This window comes from Streptomyces sp. NPDC025784, from assembly GCF_055558435.1.
On the sequence record NZ_JBVHMN010000014.1, the window covers coordinates 36,454 to 57,479 of the forward strand.

Sequence of the window (21,026 nt, forward strand, 5' to 3'; positions counted from 1 at the left end):
CCGGAGCGACGCATTTTCCCCGGCCGGGCTCCCTCAGCGGACGAGGGGGCGTACCTCGCGCGCGGCGAAGCGGATGAAGCCCTCGGGGTCGGGCTCGTCGGCGGTGGGCTGGAGGACCACGGTGTCGGCGCCCGCGTCCGCGAGGCGCCGCACGGCCTCGGCGACGGCCTCCGCGTCCCCCGCGGCTCCGTGGTCCGGCACCGGGTTCTCGCCGTCGGCCTCGATCTCGGCGCGCAGCCGGGCCGCGGCGCCCGGCCCGGTGGCGGTGAGGAGGTAGACGACCACCGGGTGCTGTCCCGCGCGGCCCGCCGCCCGCCGGCCCTCGTCGATGAGGCGGCGGGCACGGCGTACGCCTTCGGGGGTGGTGGAGGCGGTGAGGATGGTGCCGTCGGCTGCCTCGCCCGCGAGCCGGAGCGTGCGCGGGCCGGTGGCGCCCGTGAACACCTCGGGCACCTCCACGGGCGGCCAGTCCAGCGCGACGCCGTCCAGCTTCACGTACCGTCCGTCCGTGGTCACCCGCTCGCCCCGCAGCAGCGCGCGCAGCGCCTGGAGGTGCTCACGCAGCAGGGTCACGGGCGACTCGGCCCGCGCGCCGACCTGCCCCATCCAGTCCTGCACGCCATGCCCCACGCCGAGCACCGCGCGCCCGGGGAACAGGCGGTGCAGTGTGGCGGCCTCCATCGCGGTGACCGCGACGTTCCGCAGCGGGACGGGCAGCAGGCCCACCCCCACCCGCAGCCGTTCCGTCCAGGCGAGCGCCGCCGAAGCTGCGGAGATGCCGCCCTCCAGGAAGCAGTCCTCCCACAGCCACAGTTCTTCGAGGCCCTCGGAGTCCGCCAGTCGCGCGAGGGAGCGGAGCCGCTCGGGAGGCAGTTGGGGCCGGAACACGGCACCGAGTCCAGTCATACGGCCTTCCTACCGAGGGCGGGTGTCACGGACAACCGCATTACGCCTCGCCGATGTCGCCGGCCTCGGCACCCTTGATCCCGGCTTCGGTCCCGGTCCCGCTGCCCGCGGTGTCCGCGTCGGCGCGCTCGTACCGCAGCAGTACGACCCCGTTGCCGAAGGGCCGTGACTCGACGAGCCGGAGCCGGGTCATCGTGTCCGCCTCCGAGAAGAGGCGTCTGCCCCGGCCGAGCAGCACCGGGTGCACGTACACCCGGAACTCGTCGACGAGGCCGTGCCGCATGAACTCGGCGGCCAGCTCGGCCCCGCCGAGCCCCAGGTCGCCCAGCGACCGCTCCTTCAGCTCCCGGATGCTCTCGGGCACGACCTCCGGCACGATCGTGGTGTGCCATTCGGCCCGCTCCAGCGTCCGCGAGAACACGACCTTGGGGATGTTCCGCCAGATCCGGGCGAACTCCACCATCGTGGGCGGGCTGTCGGGGTCCTTGTCGGCCGTCGGCCAGAACGCGGCCATCAGCTCGTACGTCACGCGCCCGCTCAACAGGGCGCCCATGCGCCCGATCTCCTCGTTGAAGTGCGCGTGCAGTTCCTCGTCGACCAGATGCCAGTCGATCTCGCGGTCCGGCCCTTCGAAGAATCCGTCGAGGGACACCGACATCATCAGGATGATCTTTGGCACGGGGTCGTCACCTCACCGAGGGCGGACATCGGGGTTCTGGGGCGCCTCATTGTCACTCCCCCGCAGCCGTCCCGGGCTCTACGGCACCCCGACGGCGCGGCGCCGCCGCCTGCCGCGCCTCAGCCGCCCCGCGGGAACGTCACCTCCACACGACGGTTCTTCCTGCGGCCCTGCTCCGAGGTGTTGTCGGCGATCGGGTAGTCCTCGCTGTAGCCCCGCACCTCGAAGGTGATGTCCGTCGAACCGAGATCCGCGGCCAGGACGTCGTGGACGGCCTCGGCACGCTTCTTCGACAGGGTCAGCCCGTGCGCGTAGGAACCGAGGTTGTCGGTGAAGCCGAAGACCCGTACGGTCGTCGCCTTCTGGGCCTTGATCTCGTCCGCGATCGCCTGGATCCGGGACCGGGCCTCCGGGTTCAGCTTCGAACTGTCCTTGGGGAAGAGCACCTCCGCCTGGAGCGCGAACGACACGTCCTCGTTCGTGTCCTCCCGGCGCTCCTCCCCGCCGAGGTCCTCCACGACGGACTTGATGTCCAGCACCTTCGCGGGCGCGAGCGTGGCGCCGTCGGCGAGCTTCAGCCCGGGGCTGTTGGCGTCCACCTCGGGGGGCGGGGAGGTGGTGACGCTGCCGGGTGGGGCGCTGGGGTCGTCGTCGTCCGCATGGGCCGGTCCACCGGTGAGCACCAATGTGGCCAGAACGGCGAGTGCCGTGAGGACGTGCGGGGCACGGGGGGTGGGGGCCATGGTTACTCGCCCTCGGAGATCTCGATAGGCGCGGGAGGCATGGCGCCGACCTGGAAGTCGACCTTCGTGGTGTCGGCGGGTGGGGCGGGGAACTGGGCGAACCACTGAGCGGTCGAGCCCTGGCGGACGCCGCCGGTGAACTGCGTGCACAGGCAGCGGCCAGACGTGTCCCTGAGGATGAAGTACTTCTTCTTGCCCTTCTGGTCGATCAGGGCTGCACCCGCGATGGACGAGCCGTTCTTCGCCAACTCCCGCTCCTCGCCGCGCCAGTTCGCCGCGATCCAGGTGTTGTCCGTGTTATTGGTCACCGTCCCCTCGACGGTGACGAACCCACCGCTGTCCCGTTCGGCCGAGGTGACCGTGAGGGTCAGTCCGTTCTCACCCTTGACTTCGGCAAGCACCTGATCCGCCTGCGGCGCCTGTGATTGCGTCCTGCCCCCGTCGCTGCTCTTCGAGCCGGCCGCCGAGGGCGAGGCGCCCTTGTCGTTCCCGCCGTCACCGCCTCCACCGCAGCCGGCCACCGTGAGGAGCAGCCCAGTCGTGATCGCCACTGCGCTCAACGCACTGCGGCCCTTCATGGTGTGCCGAAAGTCCATCAGTACGGCTTCCTCTCACTCGGCCAGTCGCACGGAGAACAGCACGGACGCGTCCGGGAGGTCGTCCGGATCGAAGTCCCCGGGATCTATGTTCACGATCTCCCCGTCACAGGTCAGTTCGACGGGTTTCTCGGGATCCGCGTCCGGATCGAAATCGCAGCGCGGCTTGATGACGGCGACGGCGTGGGCCGTGGCCCGCTTGTCCTCCGTGCCGGGAATGATCGAGTCGCCGACGGTGTAGTTCGTCTGGATGTCGGCCTGATACCCGGGATAGCCGTTCTTCGTGACGGGCTGGACGCCCTGGAGCGTCGAGTCGTTCTCCGCGGCCAGCTGCTGGGCCGCGGCCGCCGCACCCGTATCGGGGAGGTCCTGACCGCCGTCCAGCCAGTCCAGCCAGTCGTCGTCCTGGCCGATGGCATCCTTCAGGTGGTCGATCAACTCGTCCCGGGCGTCCTGCGCCGCCGCCAACGCCGCAGCGTCCGCCGCGGATTGAGCTCCATTCCGGGCGGACGCTGCCTGGGCGAACGCGAAGAAGGCGAGCGCGGCGAAGAGCAGAATCCCCGTCAGCCAGATGTAGATCGGGAGAGTCTGCCCTCGGTCGCTCAGTAAATGTGCGCCTGTCAGCCGCCGATGACGTCCTGGACCGCGTTGAGGATCGCCGTCGAGATCAGACCGTCCAGACCGAGGCTGTCGATCAACGTGAAGATCCCCGCAATGATGATCATCAGGCCCGCGTACTCCACGAACCCGGCCCCGGCGTCCCGCTTCCGGCCGCGCATCCGGTCGGAGACCGTGCTCGCCCAGGCTTCCACTCGAACCGTCGCCCTGAGCTTCCAGTCCTTCGTCACCACGGCCCCTGCCCTCCCACCCGACGCCACAACCAACGACCCGTGCACCGTACGTGAGAGAGCGCCTACTGCGAGTGGGTCCAGGGGCCCAACTTCCCCGGCGCGGGGCGAGAGGCGGCGTCATCGGATCCACCCCTCGCGCGTCGTGCCCAGCCACTGGGCGATCGCTTCGCTGCGCGAGGAAGCGTGCAGCTTTGCGAAGATGCGGTTGATGTGATTCTTGACGGTCTTCTCGCTGATGAAGCAGGCGGCGGCGATCTGCTGGTTGTTCATGCCGGACGCGATGAGATCCATGACCTCCACCTCCCTTGAACTCAGGCCGAAATCGGCCTGGCCGGGGGCGCGGCGGTGCAGCCCCGCCGCGTGTGCGAGTCGAGCCTTCGACGACTGTGCCACAACTGATTGCAGATGCGAAGAGATTTCGTTCGGTTCGTGCGAAACGCCGGGCGAAACCGAGCCAGTGGGCCGCCCCGCCCGCACATCCCGTACCGCGGCGATGAGTTCGGCGGCGGTGAACTCGCCGTGGACGAGGTATCCGGAGGCGCCGCGGCGCAGCGCTTCGGCCACCACCTCGGGTTCGCGGCTGTAGGTCAGCATCATCACGGGGGCGAGCCGGGACAGCCGGGGCAGGGCCGTGAGGCCGTCCGTGCCGGGCATGCGGACGTCGAGGAGGACGACGTCCGGGTGGAGGCGGGCGGCGGATTCGAGGGCCTCGTCGCCGTCCGCCGCCGCGGCGACGACCTCGATGTCGGGGTGGCCGCCCAGCAGGGCGGTGAGTCCCGCCCGGACGACCGGGTTGTCGTCGGCCACGAGTACGCGCAGGGGCGGGCCGGAGAGTGCCTGGTCAGGCATGAGCGGCCTCCTGTCGGGGGATGTGGGGGGCGGCTGCGGGGAGCGGGAGCGTCAGGTGGATCTCGGTGCCTCCCTGCACGGGCCGGCGCAGGAGGAGGCGAGCGCCGAGGGTGGCGGCCCGTTCCGTCATGCCGAGCAGACCGAAGTGGCCGGTTCTCGTCAGGTCGGCGAGGTCGTCGAGGGTCGCTCCGGGCGGCAGGCCGGATCCGTCGTCCCGTATCCGGAGCACGAACTCGTGCTCGGAGACGTCGAGTTCGACGGTCGCACGGGTGGCGTGGGCGTGGCGGTGCACGTTCTCCAGGGCTTCGGACACGATCGCCAGGGCGTGCCGGGCGGTGGTGCTGGGCAGGACGGGAGGGCCACCGCGGTGCCGCAGGTCGGTGGCGAGGTGCGTGCGGGCCTGGAAGTCTGCCGTGCGGGTACGGAGTTCGTGGAGGAGGTCCGTGTCGGGCGGGGCGGTCAGGTCGGTGTGACGGCGCAGGTCGCAGAGCAGGGCCCGGGACTCGCCGGCCGCGAGGCGTGCCGCGTCGGCCACCGTGGCCGCCTGGCGCTTGAGCGTGGCGGGGTCGCCGGAGTCCGCGGACCCGGCCAGTGCCTCCGCCGCGAGTGCGAGGCCGTGCAGGGTCTTGGCGACCGAGTCGTGCATCTCCCGGGCGAGGCGGGCCCGTTCGGACTCCACCGCCTCCGCGACGGCGAGCCGCGAGGTGGCCTCGGCCAGTGCCTGGCTGGCGGTGCCGAACCGGAACATCAGGTTGCGCAGGGTGACGCCGATGATGCCGGCGCCGATGCAGAAGCCGGCGATGAGGAGGGTGTTGGCCCCCGCTCCGGGGCGGTGTTCCCAGGCCCGGAAGACGGTGAGGAGGACGATCAGCTGGAGTCCGGTGAAGACGCCGCTGCCGCGCCAGCCGTAGAGCAGGCCCGACAGGAGGGGGGTGCAGACGGTCGCGTACGCGAGCGGTGAGGCGGGCGACGCGGTGAGCAGGAGTACCGCTCCGAAGGTCAGGTCGACGGCCATCAGGGTGGGGTGGGCCAGCAGCCGGGGGCCGAAGCGCTCCCAGTCCCTGAGCATGGCGTACGAACCCATGACGCCGAGGACAGCGGCGGCGAGGACCGCGTGGCGCGGCAGACCGTCGGCCGCGTTCGTCATGGCGAAGGGGGCACCGATGGCGATGGCGGCCAGCCGTACGGCGAAGGCCTGGCGGCACAGGGCCTGGAGTGCGTTGAGCTGGAGGCGGACGCTGCCGGGGGGCGGTGCGTCGTCCGCCAGGTACCCGGCGCCGCCGCCCTTGGGCCAGCCGGGGCGGAGGCGGTCGGCGAGGCGGCGGAGGCCGGTGGCCGTGCGGAGGATCCGTCGCCCGGCGAGGCCCGTACGGGGCCGGGGGCCGTGGGCCGGGGGGTGGACGCCCGCACGGGCGCGGAGGCCGTTCATCAGCGGCCCAGGATCGAGCCGAAGTCGGTGCCCGACCCGAGGAACATGCCGGTCGCGATGAGGATCATCGTCGCGGGGAGCATGAAGACGAGGGTCACCATGGTCGCCTTGGGGATGGTCTTGGCGGCGCGGCGCCGGGCGTTCTGGGCGTCGGTGCGGCGCATGTCCGTGGCGAGCTGGATGAGGGTCTCGGCGATCGGGGAGCCGAGTTCCTCACCCTGCTGGAGGGCGGAGACGAACTGGGACACCTGTTCGGAGGAGTTGCGCCTGCGCAATTCGTCGAATGCCTGACGGCGGCTGACGCCCATGTCCATCTGGCGCAGGGTGATGCGCAGTTCGTCCGCCCACGGGCCCTCGTACTTCTCGGCGACGCGGTCGAGGGCCTGGCGGAAGCCGAGGCCGGCGGAGACCACGACGGCGAGGACGTCGAGGAAGTCGGGCAGGGTGCGGTCGATGACCTCCTTGCGTTCGCGGACGGCCTGCCAGATGAGGGCGTCGGCGGCCAGCAGGCCGAAGGCGAGGGCCAGCGCGGCGAAGAGGAGCTGTCCGTTGGAGAGGAAGACGAGGGCGAGGACGACGCCGAAGATGCCGTAGACGGCGCGGCGGGCCGCGTAGCGGTTGAGGGTCATGCCGCCGGGGTTGCCCGCCATGTCGATGCGGCGGCGCTTGGCGTCGACGCGGCGGGGGCCCATCAGGCGCAGCACCGCGGGCGCGAAGCGCATGCCGAGGCGGTCGACGGCCGAGTCGGCCTTGGAGACGCGGCTCGCGCCGACCTCCAGGGCGAGGGAAAGGTCGCTGGGGAGTCTGGCGTCGGCGCGGATCATGCGGATGCCCAGGAGGACGCCCGCGACGGCCACACTCATCAGGACGGCGAGCAGCAGCGGCAGCATGGTGATCCCTCCCTCACACTTCGATCTTGCCGAGGCGGCGGATGACGAAGAAGCCGACGGTGTAGAGGCCGAGGGCGAGCAGGACGAGTCCTTGGCCGAGCGGGGAGCCGGTGACGCGGGCGAGGGCTCCCTCGTTCGACGAGTTGATCAGCACCAGTGAGCCGACGCCGAGGAACGGGACGGTGAAGGCGGTCGCGTTCACCTCGGAGAGCATGGTGCGGACCTCGCGGCGGGTCTCCTTGCGGTCCTCCAGGGTCTGGGTGAGGTTGCGCAGGGAGCTGACGACCGATCCGCCCGCCTTGTTGGCGAGGACGAGGGTGGTGACGAGGACGATCAGCTCGCGGGAGGGGAGGCGTTCGGAGAGCTCGGCGAGGGCGTCGTCGACGGTCCTGCCCAGCGCCAGCTGGTCGGCGACGTGGGCGAGTTCCTCCCCGGCGGGGGCCTCCAGCTCCTCGGCCGCCATGGCGAGGGCGGTGCGCAGGGCGAGTCCGGCGGCGGTCGCGTTCGCCAGCAGGCGGGCCACGTCCGGCAGTTGGTTGATGAAGGCCTCGATGCGTTTCTGACGCTGCCAGTTGAGGAAGATGGCGGCGCTCCAGACGCTCACGAGCGCGGCGATCGGGCCGAAGAAGGGAGCGAGGGTGGCGGCCGCGATCAGCCACAGCGCGACGACGACGGCGGTGACGTAGGTGAAGAACTCCCCAGCCGTCAGGTCGAGTCCGGTCGCGGACAGCCGCAGGTGGATCGTGCGGCCGAGGCGGGTGCGGCGCAGCCGGCGGTCGATGCCCGCGAAGCGGCGTACCCGGCCCGCCGCGGTGCGCAGCGGGCCGCCGCCGGAGAGACGGTCGACGAGTGCCTGGCGCTGGGCGCGGCCGGAGGCGTACGTGTGGGCGCCCGCGACGGCGAGGGTGCCGCACAGCACGGTCGCGCCGAGGGCGAGGAGGGCGGGGTTGTTCACGACTCGCTCCTCTCGGTCGTGGGCGGCGTCCGGCGGCCTGCCGGGTGCTTCCCGGTCGTGGACGGCGTCCGGCGGCCTGCCCGGTGCTTCCCGGTCGTGGACGTCATCCGGCGGCCTGCCCGATGCTTCCCGGTCGTGGACGTCATCCGATGGCCTGCCTGGTGTTGAGGACGTCGATGGCCTCGGTGACGCCGAAGGCGGGCGGCAGCGGCTCGTTGGCGACGTACAGCTTCTCCGCGACGACGCGCGGCAGGGGGAGGTGTTCGAAGTGACCGTGGACGACGCGGTCGGGTCCGGCGGGGCGCGGCACGAAGCGGGTCACGGGTGTGACGCGGAACTGTTCGCGGCCGTGGGAGACGAGCAGGGCGATCTCGGTGACCTTGCGGGAGCCGTCGGCGTGCCGGGTGAGCTGGACGACGACGTCGACGGCGGAGTTGATCTGGTCCTTCAGGGCCTCGAAGGGGATCTGCACCTCGGACATCGAGCCGAGGGTCTGCAGGCGCATGAGGGCGTCCTCGGCCGAGTTGGCGTGGACGGTGGCGAGCGATCCGTCGTGGCCCGTGGACATGGCCTGGAGCATGTCGAGGGTCTCGCCGCCGCGGACCTCGCCGACGATGATGCGGTCGGGGCGCATGCGCAGGGAGTTGCGGACCAGGTCGCGGATGGTGATCTGACCCTTGCCCTCCACGTTCGGGGGGCGGGATTCCAGGCGGATGACGTGCTCCTGCTGGAGCTGGAGCTCGGCCGAGTCCTCGATGGTGATGATGCGCTCGTGCGAGGGGATGAGCCCGGAGAGGGCGTTCAGCAGGGTGGTCTTCCCGCTGCCCGTGCCGCCGCTGACGATGACGTTGAAGCGGGCCCGCACGAAGGCCGCGAGCAGCATGAGCATCTGTTCGTCGAGCGAACCCAGCCCGATGAGCTCGGGGAGGGTGTAGGCGCGCGGGAAGCGGCGGATCGTGAGGGTCGGGCCGGTGAGGGCGAGCGGCGGGATGATGACGTTGACGCGTTCGCCGGTGGGGAGGCGGGCGTCGACCATCGGGTTCGACTCGTCCACGCGCCGGTTGACCGTGGAGACGATGCGTTCGATGGTCTGCATGAGCTGTTCGTCGGAGGCGAAGCGCAGGGGGAGCTGCTCGACGCGGCCGGCGCGCTCCACGAAGATCGAGTCCGGTCCGTTGACCATGATCTCGGTGATCGACGCGTCGGCGAGCAGTGGTTCGAGGACGCCGAGTCCGAGGGCCTCGTCCACCACGCGACGGATCAGCTGGGAGCGTTCGGCGGAGGAGAGCACCGGGCCCTCACGGCTGATGATGTGGCCCAGTACGCGTTCCAGGCGTACCCGGCGCTCGGCCGCCGCGAGGCTCGACATCTCGGCGAGGTCGATCTCTTCGAGGAGCTTGGCGCGGTAGACGGCGACGAGGTGTCCGTCCTCACGCCCCGGTCCCCTCTCGTCGGGGGCGGCGATGCGGGATCGCAGGCTCATGGGTGCGGCTCCTCCCGGTCAGTCGTCGGTGGGCATGGTGGCGTGACGGGTCACGTCCCAGCCGTCGAGGAAGGGGATGACGGAGGGGACGTGGACGGTGACGGTGGCGGTCGTGGTGTCGGCGCCCTTGGCCGGCTGGGGCACGGCGGGGTCCAGCCATCCGCTGACGGCGGCGTTCCCCGCGGCCACTCCGTCCCCGTCGTGCTGCGAGGCGGCCCGGGCGGCGGCGCGTGCTCCCGAGCCGGCCTGGTTGACGCCGTAGCCGACGAGGCCGAGCTGGATGGCGGCCATGCCGATGAGGAGCAGGATGGGCAGGAACCCGGTGAACTCCAGGATGGACACGCCCCGGTCGTCCCAGCGGCGGCGCGCTGCGGGCGGGCTCATCCGTCGTCCCCCTCCAGTGCCGCGCCCGCGCTGCCGCTCACGTGCCAGCCCGCGTCGAAGCCCGGGAAGAACAGCGGCACGTCGACCTCGACGTCGGCCTTCATGACGGGGCCCGCGGGGGTGCAGGCGATGTCGGCGTCCTTCCAGGCGCCGGGCAGATGCTTGCCGCCCGCCGCGCCGCAGGCGCCCGCGTAGTCCCCGTCGACCGCGTACGCCGCTGTCGCCGCGCGGGCCGCCTCGTCGGCGGCGTTCCCGGCCAGGGAGTACGAGTAGCCGTACAGCACGCACTGCCACAGGATCGTCATGACGACGAGCAGCAGCGGGAACATCCCGGCGAATTCGAGGGTGACCGCGCCCCGGTCGCCGCCCCGGCGCCGCAGTGTCAGTGCGCCGCGGTCCGCGGGCGCCCTGCGGCGCCGGCCTCCTCCCCCGCCTTCCTGCGCGGCGACCAGGCCCAGCTCGCCGGCGAGCGTCCACAGGGCCTGCTTCACGGTGGAGCGGCTGTCGAGGTCCTGGAGCCGGCCGGCGTCGACGACGGACTGGAGTTCCTTGAAGGCGGCGGGGACCGCGGTCCGGGCGACCCTGGTGCCGGTGACGCGTTCGACGAGGGAGGGCTGGATCTCCGTGGCGCGGGTGTGCCGGTTGACGACCGTGGTGGTCTCCTCGGCCTTGCGGATCTGCAGGCGGTCCCACATGCGGACCATGCGCTTGGCGGCCCGCACGGCGACGACGTCGGGGGTGACGAGGAGCAGCGCCTGGTCGGCCATCTCCACGGCCGCCGCGGTGGCGGCGTTCATCTGGGAGCCGCAGTCGACGACCACCACATCGTGGCGGGAGCGCAGGGTGCCGAGGACCTGGCGGGTGACCCGGTCGGTGACCTCTTCGCCGCGTTCGCCCTCCGCGGGTGCCAGCAGCAGGCCGATGCCGCTGTCGTGGGTGTACACGGCGTCCTGGAGGACGCGGTGGCTGATGTCGCTGATGCCCGCCAGGTCTGCCACCGACCTGCGGAACTGCACGTCCAGGTAGGACGCCACGTCGCCGGACTGGAGGTCCAGGTCGAGCAGGGCGACGGTGCGGCCGGACGCGCGCGCCGCCAGGGCGAGCTGGACGGCCGTGACGGTGGCGCCGACGCCGCCCTTGGCCCCGGTCACCGTGAGGACGGCGCCGCCGGGGCCGGTGTACAGCTCGGGGGTTCCGCTGTGCAGGTGGCGGCGCATGCCGGCGGACCAGGTGGCGGCCGCCTGGACGCGTTCGGCGAGGGCGTCGTAGCCGAGGGGCAGGCCGATGATGCCGCGGGCGCCGGAGTCCATGGCGGCGGTGAGCACGGCGGTGCTGTTGTCGGCGGTGATGAGGACGACGCCGACGGCCGGGAAGCGCATCACCAGGTCGCGGATCAGCTCCAGCGCCGGGACGGGGCCGATGCGTTCGTGGACCAGCACCACTTCGGGCAGCTCGTCGAGGGACTCCCCGGCGAGGCGGGCGAGGCTGTCGAGGAGGGCCGTGGAGTCGGGGACGGGAGGGGCCGGTTCGGCGTCGGCGAGCTGGCTGAGCAGGGTGGTGAGCGCCCGGGCCGAGTCGATGTCGCCGACGGCGGGGAGGATGCGGATGGTCATCGGCGAAGCCCCCCGGGGACGGTCCTCATGCGCGCCTCCTACTTGTCCTCGTTGAGGGTGTACGTGCGGTCGCCGGGCGCGACGGACGCGTCGGAGCCGCCGGCGACCAGGGCGAGACGTACGTGTTCCGCGAACGACTCGGCGTACGCCACGCGTTGGGCGTCGGCCGTGTCGAGCGCGAAGGTGATCGGGACGGCCTGGTTGGCGCTGTTGCGGCGGTCGGAGCTGGACTGGCCGGGGTCGAGGGCGGTGAGCTTGCCGACGTCGATGACGCGGGCGTTCTCGACGATGACCTTGGACTGGTCGGTGCCCTTGTCGTTCTCGGCCTTGAAGGTGGCGTAGATGTTGACCCGCGAGCCGGGGTTGATCTTGCCGGCGACCCCGGTCGACGCGTCGATCATGATGGCGATCTCCTGCTGGCCGGCGTCGAGCGCGGGCCGGTCCACGATCATGTCGGTCTGGAGCAGCGAGCCCTTCTCCAGCCGGGTCACCGCGATCTTGCCGCGGATCTGGGAGAGGCTGGTGACGGCGGTGGACGACAGCCAGCGCTCGGGCATGGAGATCTTCTGGAACTGGTCGGCCGTCAGCTCCTTGTAGGGCGCGATGTCGCCCTTGAGGCGGTACGCCGCCACCTCCGGTCCGACCTTGGAGTTCACGTCGCGGATCACCGAGAGCACTCCGGCGAAGGCGCCGAGGGCGCACAGGGCCGAGAGGACCAGCAGGATGACGCCGCGGCGCTGGCGCGAGTTCACTACATCTCACCTCGGTGATGGAGCATGATCCGGACAACCTCGATCTGCGGGGGACGGCGGGGTCGATCGGTCGTGCTGGTACGCGTGTGCCTAGGTGGCACCCCGGGGCAGGGCGCGTACGGAGGATGCTGCCCGGACGGCGGTGGCCGGAAGCTCCTGTGCGGGCGGTGGCGGCAGGGGTGCGGCGCAGAACCCGCAGCGGTCACCGATGAGTTCGAGGCCGCACCAGTGGCACTCGTCGCGCCGGACCGACGAGACGAGCTGGTAGAGCACGGAGACGTCGTACAGTCCGGCGGCGAACTCGGTGAGCCGTGACGTGCCCCACCAGCGGGCCGATTCCTGCGGCAGCGGGACGGTCGCGACGCTCTGCACGCGCCAGCCGGGCGCGAGGGTCGCGGTGACCCAGTCGGAGGGCGGCTGGCCGACGGCGACGTGCATCCGGGTGCCGAACTCGGGCCCGGGGAGCTCCCCCTGACCGATCCTCACCAGTTCGGGCCGCGGGTTGGCCAGTACGGCGAACTGGGCGCCCGGGACCCAGGACTTGGCGTGCGACTTCAGCGACACCGGGACCCGGTCGAGCTTGGCGACCGAGCCGAGCAGGGCTCCGGCGTAGATGTAGTGCGCGAGCAGGCGGGCCGCGGAGGCGAGCACTCCGGGGCTGAAGTCGCAGACCGAGAGCTGTCTCAACTGCTGGGCCAGCAACGCGAGTCCGAGCGGCGGAAGGTCGAGGCCGAGCAGCGCGACGCGGTCGCTCTCCAGGACGGAGCGTGCGGTGTGCAGCCGCTGGACGACGGAGTCCTCGGCGGAGGACGAGTGCAGCGCGATGACGTATCCGTGCTGCTCGACGAGGGCGTGCAGTGCGGTGAGGGAGCTTTCGAGGGTGTCGAGCGGATGGACGACCGCGGGCGGGGTCTGCCGGTCGTGCGGCGGAAGCACCAGGTCGGGACTGGTGACGGCTATCGCGGTCGGCACGCTGCACACACCCCGTTCGCTGCGGCGGGGTGGTCAACCACCGCCTCAGATCGCCCCTTTATCGCCATGGAACGTCACAGATGGCCACAGATCGTCACTGTGACGTCCTCTTGCATCAGCACCATATCCACGGCATGCCACGCTCAACACCGACTTCGCGAGATCAACTCACCGAAGGTGGGGGCGCGATCAACGGAGAGTGATCCGAATATGCCACAACTCCGCCCTCCGGCAGACCCGTTGAAGAGTTCGCGGACTCCGGAGGTCTTGACAACCGAATTGGTCTGGACCAACTTGTACTCCCAACGGTGGCCACCGTTCCGCACCTCCCCGTACGCCTCCCCTTCTTCCCCCCTTCCCCTCACGGAGGTCCCAGTGGACCGCGTATCAGGCATGCCCGGACGCAGACGCGTCTGGGCGGGGCTCCTCTCCGCCGCGCTCGCCGCGTCTGCCCTCACCCTCACCGGCCTGGCCACCGACGCCGCGGCCGCCGACATCAACAACGCCAAGAACGGCGGCTACGAGTCGGGCCTCGGCAACTGGACGTGCTCCGCGGGCAGCGGCACGACCGTCTCCTCGCCGGTGCACGGCGGCTCGGCGGCCCTGAAGGCCACGCCCGCCGGGCAGGACAACGCCAAGTGCACCCAGACCGTCGCGGTCAAGCCCAACTCGACCTACACGCTGAGCGCGTGGGTCCAGGGCGGCTACACCTACCTCGGCGCGACCGGCACGGGGACCACCGACGTGTCGACGTGGACACCCGACTCCTCGTCCTGGAAGCAGCTGACGACGACGTTCACCACCGGTTCGTCGACGACCTCGGTGACCGTCTACACGCACGGCTGGTACGGACAGGCCGCGTACTACGCGGACGACCTGTCGGTGTTCGGACCCGACGGCGGCGGTGGCGGCGACCCGGCCCCGACCGTCCCCGCGGCACCCGGCGGCCTGGCCGTCTCGTCCACGACGTCCTCGTCCGTCTCGCTCGCCTGGAACACGGTCTCCGGGGCCACGGGCTACAACGTCTACCAGGGCGCCACGAAGGTCCAGTCGGTGACGGGCACCTCCGCGACCGTCTCCGGACTCGCCGCCTCCACCTCGTACTCCTTCCAGGTCACCGCCACGAACTCGGCCGGTGAGTCGGTCAAGTCGTCGGCCGTCACCGGCACCACGAACGCCTCCTCGGGCGGCGGCGGTGGCGGCGCCGTACCGGCACACGCGGTGACGGGCTACTGGCAGAACTTCAACAACGGCGCCAAGGTCCAGAAGATCTCCGACGTCCAGTCGCAGTACGACATCATCGCCGTGGCCTTCGCCGACGCGACCGGTACGCCGGGCGCGGTGAGCTTCAGCCTCGACTCGGCCGGGCTCGGCGGCTACACCGTCGACCAGTTCAAGGCGGACATCAAGGCCAAGCAGGCCGCGGGCAAGAAGGTCATCATCTCCATCGGCGGCCAGAACGGCACCGTGTCGGTGAGCGACTCCACGTCCGCGACGAACTTCGCCAACTCCGTCTACTCCCTGATGCAGACGTACGGCTTCGACGGCGTCGACATCGACCTGGAGAACGGCCTCAACGCGACCTACATGACGCAGGCGCTGCGCTCCCTGTCCTCGAAGGCGGGCTCGTCCCTCGTCATCACGATGGCCCCGCAGACGATCGACATGCAGTCCACGTCGAACTCCTACTTCCAGACGGCCCTGAACATCAAGGACATCCTCACCGTCGTCAACATGCAGTACTACAACAGCGGCTCGATGCTCGGCTGCGACGGCAAGGTGTACTCGCAGGGCTCGGTCGACTTCCTGACGGCCCTCGCCTGCATCCAGCTGGAGGGAGGCCTCGCCCCGTCGCAGGTGGGTCTCGGCCTCCCCGCCTCCACCAGCGGCGCGGGCAGCGGCTACGTCTCCCCGACGATCGTGAACAACGCCCTCGACTGCCTGGCCAAGGGCACCAACTGCGGCTCCTTCAAGCCCTCCAGGACGTACCCGGCTCTGCGCGGCGCGATGACCTGGTCGACGAACTGGGACGCGTCGGCGGGCAACGCCTGGTCGAACGCGGTGGGACCGCACGTGCACGCGCTCGGCTGACCTCCCCGTCAGCAGGACGAAGGTCCGGCCCCGGCTGCGCCACAGCCGGGGCCGGACCGCGTCCGGGGGCGACGGCCCGCGCGCGGCCCCTACCGCCCCTGCCGGGCCGCGACGGCCCCACGAGCGGCGGCGCCGCGCCTCACGAGAACCGCTGGGGCAGTTCGCCGGAGTCCCACAACCTGTCCAGGTTCCGGAAGAAGCCGCCGAAGTCCTTCGCCATGGCGGCACGTTCGTCCGTCGACAGCTTCTCCATCGGGTCGGTGAAGTCGAAGGTCCCCAGGTCGGGTCCGGTCCACCCCTTGAAGCGCCGGCAATTGGCGCACCACATGTAGCTGATCAGTGAGGGGCGCACGCGGATGTGGCTGCGGTACACGTAGGTGCGCACCGCGCAGTGGCCGCAGGCGGGACAGACCCGCTCCGACTGGTCCTCGTAGAACTTCGGGCCCGCCACCAGTTCCCTGACCTGGTCCGCGTCGAACTCTCGCATGCCTGCTTCCTCGTTCACTCAGCCGCCTCGGGCGCGGAACCGTTCGAGCATCTGCTGCCCGTACAGCTCCGCCATTTCCTCGTCGCCGGGCGTCGTGATGTACGCCCTGTCGTTGTGGGCGTCCTGCATCCCCCGACGAGCCGCCTGCTGATGGTGGTGCATGGTCTCGTGGAAGACTGTACTGACCGCCTCGTCCATGCTGCGCAGGCCGAGGTCCGAGATCTCGATCACGGGACGTCCGCGCGGCCCCAGCATGGGGAAGCCGTCCGCGGTGTGCGGACTGTTCCCGAAGGCCGGACCCAGGGGCCCGTCGATCTGGGGGACGTGCACGATGTCGTAGTGCTCGACGGACATCCCCCGCCGGCCGAGCGCCATCCGCAACTGTCGGACGCTCACCGCCGGACCGAGCTGTCCGCCCGGCACGCGCTGCGAGGCGCCACGGTAGTGGTTGATGATCGCCGGGCCGCAGGGGGCGAGTCCCAGCGGGTCGCTCCACACGAGCGGGTTGTCCGTGTACGCGTAGTCGTTGGGCGCCGGGTCGAGTCCCAGGGGGTCGGGGGTCAGATAGCGCCCTGTCGCCGAGTCGTAGTAGCGGTGCCGGTTGTAGTCGAGCCCGGTCTCGGGGTCGTTGTACTGGCCCGGGAATCTGACCGGGCAGTCGATGTCGTCGCCGGCCGTGGGCTGTCCGGCGCCCCAGACCGTGGCCCGGCGCCGCCAGGTCACCCGCCCCTGGGCGTCGACCAGTTCGCTCGGCGCTCCGGCCAGATCGGTCACGATGGCACGGAACCGCACGTCGACCTCGTCCTGCGACAGGTCTGCCGGTTCGATCCTGTCGACCTGCGCGAGGGGGCGCGGGACCGGCGCGGGCGAGAACTCCCACGTCGTCACGTGCCGGGCGGAGTCGGGGGCCGCCCGTTGTGTCTGTTCGGCGAGGCTGTCGCGGTCCCAGACGAAGACCGTCTCGCTCCGCGTCCGCCCGCTGTCGTCGACGAGCCGCTTGGAGATCCGGCGCCCCAGCGGGTCGTAGGCGTACCGCCAGGTGGTGCCCTCGGGTGTGCCCGCGGTCAGCAGCCGGCCGAGCGTGTCCCAGGTGTAGCTCCACGTCCGGCTCCCCCCGGACAGCAGCCGCACGGTCCTGCGCACGACCCGCCCGTACGCGTCGTACGTGTAGCTGATCCGGCCGGAGCGTCGCAGCCGTGTGCCGGCGGCGACCGCGTCCTCGCCGGGATTGCCCGCCGTGGCCTCGCTCATGTTCCCGGCCGCGTCGTACGCGTACCGCTCCGTCCATCCCGCCGCGTCGACGCCGGTGACACGTCCCGCGGAATCGAGTGCGTAGCGGCGGGCCCCGTCCGCCCAGGCGTCGACGCCGGTGGGTATCCCGTCGGGCCGGTACGTGTAGCGGCGTCTCTCCTGCACACGCCGGTCCGCGGCGGCGACCAGCGTCTGCTCCGTCAGCCGGAAGTCCTCGTCCCAGCTCTGGGAGAGCACCCGGGACGCGCCGAGGTCACGGCCCGTCTCGCGGCCCGCCGCGTCGTAGGCGAAGCGCAGGGACTGCGGGCCGATGTGCAGAGCCGCGGGACGGTGTCCCGGGTCGTACTCCCAGCGGCTGACGACGCCCTCGGGGGTGGTCCGCCGCGTGCGCCGCCCCAGCTCGTCGTAGCTGCTGGACACGGTGCGTCCGTTGCAGGTCTCCGCGATCAGCTGGCCTGCGGCGTCGTAGGCGAACTCCACCTCCGCGTGCGCGTTGGCCACACGGATCATGCGTCCGGCCGGGGTGTAGGAGAAGACGGCCGTCTCGTCGGCGCTGCGCCGCGTGACGACGTTGCCCGCGGTGTCCCGCTCGTAGTGGACCGTGTGGTCCGGTCCCTCGCTCCGCTCGACGAGCTGTCGTGCCGCGTCGTGGCGGTAGGTGATCCGGCGGCCGTTGAAGTCCTCCTCGGTCACCGTGTTGCCCACCGGGTCGTATCCGTACGACCACACCGCGCCGCCGGCGTTCGCCACGCTCAGCAGCCTGAGTTCGCTGTCGTAGGCGAACGTCAGGACCGAGCCGTCCGGGGTCGTCCGCGTCCTGACGAGGTCGAAGGGGCCGTAGGTCCAGCGCGTGGAGCCGCCCGCCGCGTCACGATGCTCCAGGAGGTTGCCCTCGCCGTCGTAGCGCCAGTGCTCCGTGGCCCCGCTCGGCTTCGTGCGCCAGGCCAGCCGCCCCTCGGGGGTCCAGCCGAAGCGCGAGACGCCGCCGACGGGGTCGGTGCTCTCGACGATGCGGCCGAAGGCGTCACGGACGCAGGACGACACCGCGCCGGCCGTGTCCGTGACCCGGCGCGGCAGACCGGCCCCGTCGCGCTCGACGCGCCGCACGCCGCCCAGGGCGTCGACGGTCTCGACGAGACCGCCGTGATCGTCGTACCGGTGCCGGGTGACGGCGCCGCCCGGGTCGGTGGTCGCCACCAGATCGCCGTGCTCCCCGTACGTGTGGAAGGCCTGTGCCCCGTCCGGGTCGGTGGCGTGCACCGGCAGGCCGAGACCGTCGTGGGCGAGCGTCGCGGTGGTGCCCTCGGGATACTCGACCACGGTGTTCCGGCCGTGCTCGTCGTATCGGTACCGGGTGGTGCGGCCCAGCGGATCCGTGATCGTCCGCAGCCGGTCGTACCGGTCCCAGGTGCGGGTGGTCGTGTGGCCGAGCGGGTCGGTCTCGGTCAGGAGCTGAAGGGTGTCGCTGAAGGTGTAGAGCGTGGAGTGGCCCAGCGAGTTCCGTACGGTGGTGGTCTGGGCGTTCTCGTCGTACGCGTAGTCGTAGTCGAGGATGCCGTCCGTGCCGCCCGCGTGGACGCATCGCCCCTGCCGGTCGTACGTGTAGCCGTACCAAGTGCCATTGCGGTCCTCCCAGCGGGTGACACGACGCCGGTCGTCGTAGGAGAACCTCAGGGGAAGCCCCGAGGAGTCGTGAACCTCGGAGAGGTTGCCGCGCTCGTCGTACGCGTAGCGCACCAGGACCGGCTGCCCGGGGGCGCTGAGGAGGTTCATGGCGGTGACTCGGCCCGCCTCGGCCGTCACTCCGACGCGGTAGCCGCCGTGGTGGGTGATCGTCTCGGGTGCGCCGTCGGGGGTGTAGGAGATGCGCAGCGTGTTGTCGTGCCGGTCGGTGACCGCGTCGAGGAGGAGTTCGGCGCCGGTGGAGCCGGGCTGGGCCCGGAAGTGCAGGCTGCGGCCCGTCTGGGGCTGCCGGACGGTCATACGGCCGTCCGGGCCGTCGGTCCACTCCAGCGGCCAGCGGGGGCCCTCGACCGGCAGGACGTCCAGACCGGGCTCGGGCACGGGATAGATCAGCACCATCCCGTCGTCGGCGACGAACCGCACCCCGTCGGCGTCGAGCAGCAGACGCTGATCGAGGGTGGAGATCCAGCTGGGCCCGAACCAGCGGCCCGAGCGGGCACCGGTGCGGTGGTGGCGTTCCACGGCGAGCGGCAGGATTCCCGGCAGGAGCACGTCCCGGGCCGACATGACCATCTGGCCGGTCGCCACGTCGATCGGGTCACCGCGGGTGAAGAGCGTCTTCATCTGCCGCGCGCCCGAACGGGCGCCCTTTGCAAGTCCCTTGAGCCCGAGGGCCATGCCTTTCAGGCCGGTCTTGCCGAAGGCCTTCAGCCCCTTCGCCAGTCCGCCGAGAGTGGTGATCCCCTTGCCCCCGGGTATGCAGTCCAGCGCCGCGAACGCCACGTCCCACAAGGAGGCCTGGCCCTTCGCGTATTTGTTGAGCGTGTCCGCGAGCACCACCAGGGCGGCGATCAGCACGATCGCACCCAGGATCGGACCACCAATGATCATCGCGATGATCCCGACCACCGCCACGACCACCTTGCACACCGCCACGATGGTGTCCCAGTTGTCGGAGAACCAGTCCCCGACCTCCTCCCACCACTTACGGTTGTGGATCCCCGCGTCCGACGCCTCATCGATCTTCGTCTTCGCCGTACGCGCGGCCTCCTCACGCATCTTCCGCGCATCCTCGGCCATCTTCTTCGCCGCGTCCAACGCACCGTTCGCGCTCGTCACATCGGACTGCGCCGACGTCTGCGCCGACTTCGCATGCTGCGCATCCCGCGTCGCCGCACGCACCTTCGCCTCGTCCGGCTTCTCCTTGTCCTTACTGCCGGTCGGATCGTCCTTGTACTTGTCCGCTTCCTTGTTCGCCCGCGTCACCCACGAATCCGCCGACGACAGACGCGACTTGGCCGAGGACAGGTCGGACTGCGCCTCACGACCCTTCGCCAGAGCCTTGTCCGCCAGGGCCTGCGCACGCTCCAGCACCGGCCAGTACACGGCCAGCGCATCCCCGGCCATCTCGTACGACTTCTTCAACTTCTTCAACTGCTTCGGCACACCCGAGAACTCGTCCCCGAACGCCTTCGCCGACTTCCCCGCCCACTTCAGAACAGCGTCCTCGTCCGCCATCCCCTTGACCGACCGCAACGCCTCCCCGACATCGTCCGCGAAGTCCAGCAAACTCTTCGCCAGATGACGCACCCGGTCCGGATCACCCGGCGTCGGGTCCTTCTCCAGACCCAGGACATGCCAGTCCCCCGGCCGATTCCCCGCCACGCCGCAACCCCCGTCACGTTTGCCGCAGTAACTCTCGTACGCACCAGTGAAGTTACTGGATGTTCCTGTCCGGCGTGGAGGGACAGCAGGTCCGCAGCAGCGATTGGCGGACGCGGCGAGCGGGGTGAAACATTTCCGGGGGTCCACCGCATCGAAGAAGTGATGACGGGGGCAGCGACCGGGGGGAAAGCGCATGAGGCAGGTCCGTGCGGACGACTACGCGCAGTTCGCGGCGGCCCGCGCGGGACATCTGTACCGGTCGGCGTGTCTGCTCACCGGCGGCGACACGCATCTCGCCGAGGACCTCGTGCAGGAGGCGCTCGGCCGGATGTACGTCAGCTGGGGGCGGGTGTCCCGGAGCGAGAACCCGGCAGCGTACGCGCAGACCGTCCTGACGCGTACGTTCCTCGCCCACCGGCGGCTGCACAGCAGCGGGGAGCGCGCCACCGACGTGATTCCGGATGTAGCGGATCCGGGCACCGCCGACGGTGACACGACCCTGCGGCTGACTCTGGTCGAGGCGCTGCGCCGACTGCCCTCGAAGGACCGGGCCGTGGTCGTCCTGCGCTACTGGGAGGACCGCAGCATCGAGGAGACCGCCGACGCGATGCACACCAGCTCGGCCGCCGTGCGCACCCGCTGCGTCCGCGCGCTGGCCAAGCTGCGGGCGCTACTGGGCGACAGCCTCAACGAGCACGCGACGCCCTGACCGCCTTGTACCTCGCTCCTCCTTCGCTCACTTCTCTT

General features: G+C 71.0%; 19 protein-coding genes. 2 read left to right on the plus strand and 17 right to left on the minus strand.

Translation table 11 applies throughout. The features are described from left to right. Positions 1-33: 33 nt before the first annotated feature. The 15 genes from ACZ4IF_RS28465 to ACZ4IF_RS28535 form a co-directional block, all read right to left on the minus strand. On the minus strand, positions 34-906 hold the full coding sequence (locus ACZ4IF_RS28465; RefSeq protein ID WP_467567829.1) for an LLM class flavin-dependent oxidoreductase: 873 nt from the start codon (positions 904-906) through the stop codon (positions 34-36). Positions 907-946: 40 nt separating this feature from the next. Beyond that, positions 947-1,585: a dihydrofolate reductase family protein gene (locus ACZ4IF_RS28470; RefSeq protein WP_467567831.1), complete on the minus strand. Its 639-nt coding sequence runs from the start codon at positions 1,583-1,585 to the stop codon at positions 947-949. A 119-nt stretch (positions 1,586-1,704) separates the two neighbouring features. Beyond that, entirely contained in the window at positions 1,705-2,328 is a 624-nt protein-coding gene (locus ACZ4IF_RS28475; RefSeq protein ID WP_467567833.1) for an OmpA family protein, read from the minus strand. A gap of 2 nt (positions 2,329-2,330) precedes the next feature. Beyond that, positions 2,331-2,924 (minus strand): hypothetical protein, encoded by a 594-nt coding sequence (locus ACZ4IF_RS28480; protein ID WP_467567835.1) that lies wholly within the window; start codon positions 2,922-2,924, stop codon positions 2,331-2,333. A gap of 15 nt (positions 2,925-2,939) precedes the next feature. Further along, positions 2,940-3,548, minus strand: coding sequence for a pilus assembly protein TadG-related protein (locus ACZ4IF_RS28485; RefSeq protein ID WP_467568135.1), 609 nt, complete (start codon positions 3,546-3,548; stop codon positions 2,940-2,942). Continuing rightward, positions 3,545-3,775 carry a hypothetical protein gene (locus ACZ4IF_RS28490; protein ID WP_467568163.1) on the minus strand — a complete coding sequence of 77 codons (231 nt, stop codon included), beginning with the start codon at positions 3,773-3,775 and terminating at the stop codon, positions 3,545-3,547. The genes ACZ4IF_RS28485 and ACZ4IF_RS28490 overlap by 4 nt, the downstream gene beginning before the upstream one ends. 117 nt (positions 3,776-3,892) lie before the next feature. After that, the gene (locus ACZ4IF_RS28495; RefSeq protein WP_467567837.1) at positions 3,893-4,624 is read right to left on the minus strand and encodes a response regulator; all 732 of its coding nucleotides are present in this window, start codon (positions 4,622-4,624) and stop codon (positions 3,893-3,895) included. Then, complete coding sequence (locus ACZ4IF_RS28500) at positions 4,617-6,053, minus strand: sensor histidine kinase (protein ID WP_467567839.1); 1,437 nt, start codon at positions 6,051-6,053, stop codon at positions 4,617-4,619. Before ACZ4IF_RS28500 ends, ACZ4IF_RS28495 begins: the two co-directional genes overlap by 8 nt. Continuing rightward, positions 6,053-6,943: a DUF5936 domain-containing protein gene (locus ACZ4IF_RS28505; RefSeq protein WP_467567841.1), complete on the minus strand. Its 891-nt coding sequence runs from the start codon at positions 6,941-6,943 to the stop codon at positions 6,053-6,055. Before ACZ4IF_RS28505 ends, ACZ4IF_RS28500 begins: the two co-directional genes overlap by 1 nt. Before the next feature lie 13 nt (positions 6,944-6,956). Next, complete coding sequence (locus ACZ4IF_RS28510; RefSeq protein WP_467567843.1) at positions 6,957-7,898, minus strand: type II secretion system F family protein; 942 nt, start codon at positions 7,896-7,898, stop codon at positions 6,957-6,959. Between the two features lie 142 nt (positions 7,899-8,040). After that, entirely contained in the window at positions 8,041-9,381 is a 1,341-nt protein-coding gene (locus ACZ4IF_RS28515) for a CpaF family protein (RefSeq protein ID WP_028803068.1), read from the minus strand. Positions 9,382-9,399: 18 nt separating this feature from the next. Next, a complete protein-coding gene (locus tag ACZ4IF_RS28520; RefSeq protein ID WP_467567845.1) occupies positions 9,400-9,765 on the minus strand; it encodes a TadE family protein in 366 nt (121 codons plus the stop codon). Continuing rightward, positions 9,762-11,378 carry an AAA family ATPase gene (locus tag ACZ4IF_RS28525; RefSeq protein ID WP_467567847.1) on the minus strand — a complete coding sequence of 539 codons (1,617 nt, stop codon included), beginning with the start codon at positions 11,376-11,378 and terminating at the stop codon, positions 9,762-9,764. The genes ACZ4IF_RS28520 and ACZ4IF_RS28525 overlap by 4 nt, the downstream gene beginning before the upstream one ends. Before the next feature lie 38 nt (positions 11,379-11,416). Then, complete coding sequence (gene cpaB, locus ACZ4IF_RS28530; RefSeq protein ID WP_095936355.1) at positions 11,417-12,130, minus strand: Flp pilus assembly protein CpaB; 714 nt, start codon at positions 12,128-12,130, stop codon at positions 11,417-11,419. Between the two features lie 90 nt (positions 12,131-12,220). Next, a complete protein-coding gene (locus ACZ4IF_RS28535; RefSeq protein ID WP_467567849.1) occupies positions 12,221-13,102 on the minus strand; it encodes a hypothetical protein in 882 nt (293 codons plus the stop codon). Between the two features lie 393 nt (positions 13,103-13,495). Here ACZ4IF_RS28535 and ACZ4IF_RS28540 point away from each other — a divergent pair, with 393 nt between their 5' ends. Next, positions 13,496-15,193 carry a chitinase gene (locus ACZ4IF_RS28540; protein ID WP_467567851.1) on the plus strand — a complete coding sequence of 566 codons (1,698 nt, stop codon included), beginning with the start codon at positions 13,496-13,498 and terminating at the stop codon, positions 15,191-15,193. 139 nt (positions 15,194-15,332) lie between these two features. Here ACZ4IF_RS28540 and ACZ4IF_RS28545 read toward each other — a convergent pair whose 3' ends face one another. Beyond that, on the minus strand, positions 15,333-15,680 hold the full coding sequence (locus ACZ4IF_RS28545) for a hypothetical protein (RefSeq protein WP_345658841.1): 348 nt from the start codon (positions 15,678-15,680) through the stop codon (positions 15,333-15,335). Between the two features lie 18 nt (positions 15,681-15,698). Further along, positions 15,699-20,279 (minus strand): RHS repeat-associated core domain-containing protein, encoded by a 4,581-nt coding sequence (locus tag ACZ4IF_RS28550; RefSeq protein ID WP_467567854.1) that lies wholly within the window; start codon positions 20,277-20,279, stop codon positions 15,699-15,701. Between the two features lie 193 nt (positions 20,280-20,472). On the opposite strand from ACZ4IF_RS28550, the gene ACZ4IF_RS28555 reads away from it, so the two are divergent. Beyond that, positions 20,473-20,988, plus strand: a complete 516-nt coding sequence (locus ACZ4IF_RS28555) for a SigE family RNA polymerase sigma factor (RefSeq protein ID WP_467567856.1) — start codon at positions 20,473-20,475, stop codon at positions 20,986-20,988. Positions 20,989-21,026 lie beyond the last annotated feature (38 nt).

Coding starts and splice junctions, on each gene's coding strand:
- ACZ4IF_RS28465 (WP_467567829.1), bottom strand. CDS start 906: ATGACTGGACTCGGTGCCGTGTTCCGGCCCCAACTGCCTCCCGAGCGG.
- ACZ4IF_RS28475 (WP_467567833.1), bottom strand. CDS start 2,328: ATGGCCCCCACCCCCCGTGCCCCGCACGTCCTCACGGCACTCGCCGTT.
- ACZ4IF_RS28480 (WP_467567835.1), bottom strand. CDS start 2,924: ATGGACTTTCGGCACACCATGAAGGGCCGCAGTGCGTTGAGCGCAGTG.
- ACZ4IF_RS28495 (WP_467567837.1), bottom strand. CDS start 4,624: ATGCCTGACCAGGCACTCTCCGGCCCGCCCCTGCGCGTACTCGTGGCC.
- ACZ4IF_RS28500 (WP_467567839.1), bottom strand. CDS start 6,053: ATGAACGGCCTCCGCGCCCGTGCGGGCGTCCACCCCCCGGCCCACGGC.
- ACZ4IF_RS28505 (WP_467567841.1), bottom strand. CDS start 6,943: ATGCTGCCGCTGCTGCTCGCCGTCCTGATGAGTGTGGCCGTCGCGGGC.
- ACZ4IF_RS28515 (WP_028803068.1), bottom strand. CDS start 9,381: ATGAGCCTGCGATCCCGCATCGCCGCCCCCGACGAGAGGGGACCGGGG.
- ACZ4IF_RS28520 (WP_467567845.1), bottom strand. CDS start 9,765: ATGAGCCCGCCCGCAGCGCGCCGCCGCTGGGACGACCGGGGCGTGTCC.
- ACZ4IF_RS28525 (WP_467567847.1), bottom strand. CDS start 11,378: ATGACCATCCGCATCCTCCCCGCCGTCGGCGACATCGACTCGGCCCGG.
- ACZ4IF_RS28540 (WP_467567851.1), top strand. CDS start 13,496: ATGCCCGGACGCAGACGCGTCTGGGCGGGGCTCCTCTCCGCCGCGCTC.
- ACZ4IF_RS28545 (WP_345658841.1), bottom strand. CDS start 15,680: ATGCGAGAGTTCGACGCGGACCAGGTCAGGGAACTGGTGGCGGGCCCG.
- ACZ4IF_RS28555 (WP_467567856.1), top strand. CDS start 20,473: ATGAGGCAGGTCCGTGCGGACGACTACGCGCAGTTCGCGGCGGCCCGC.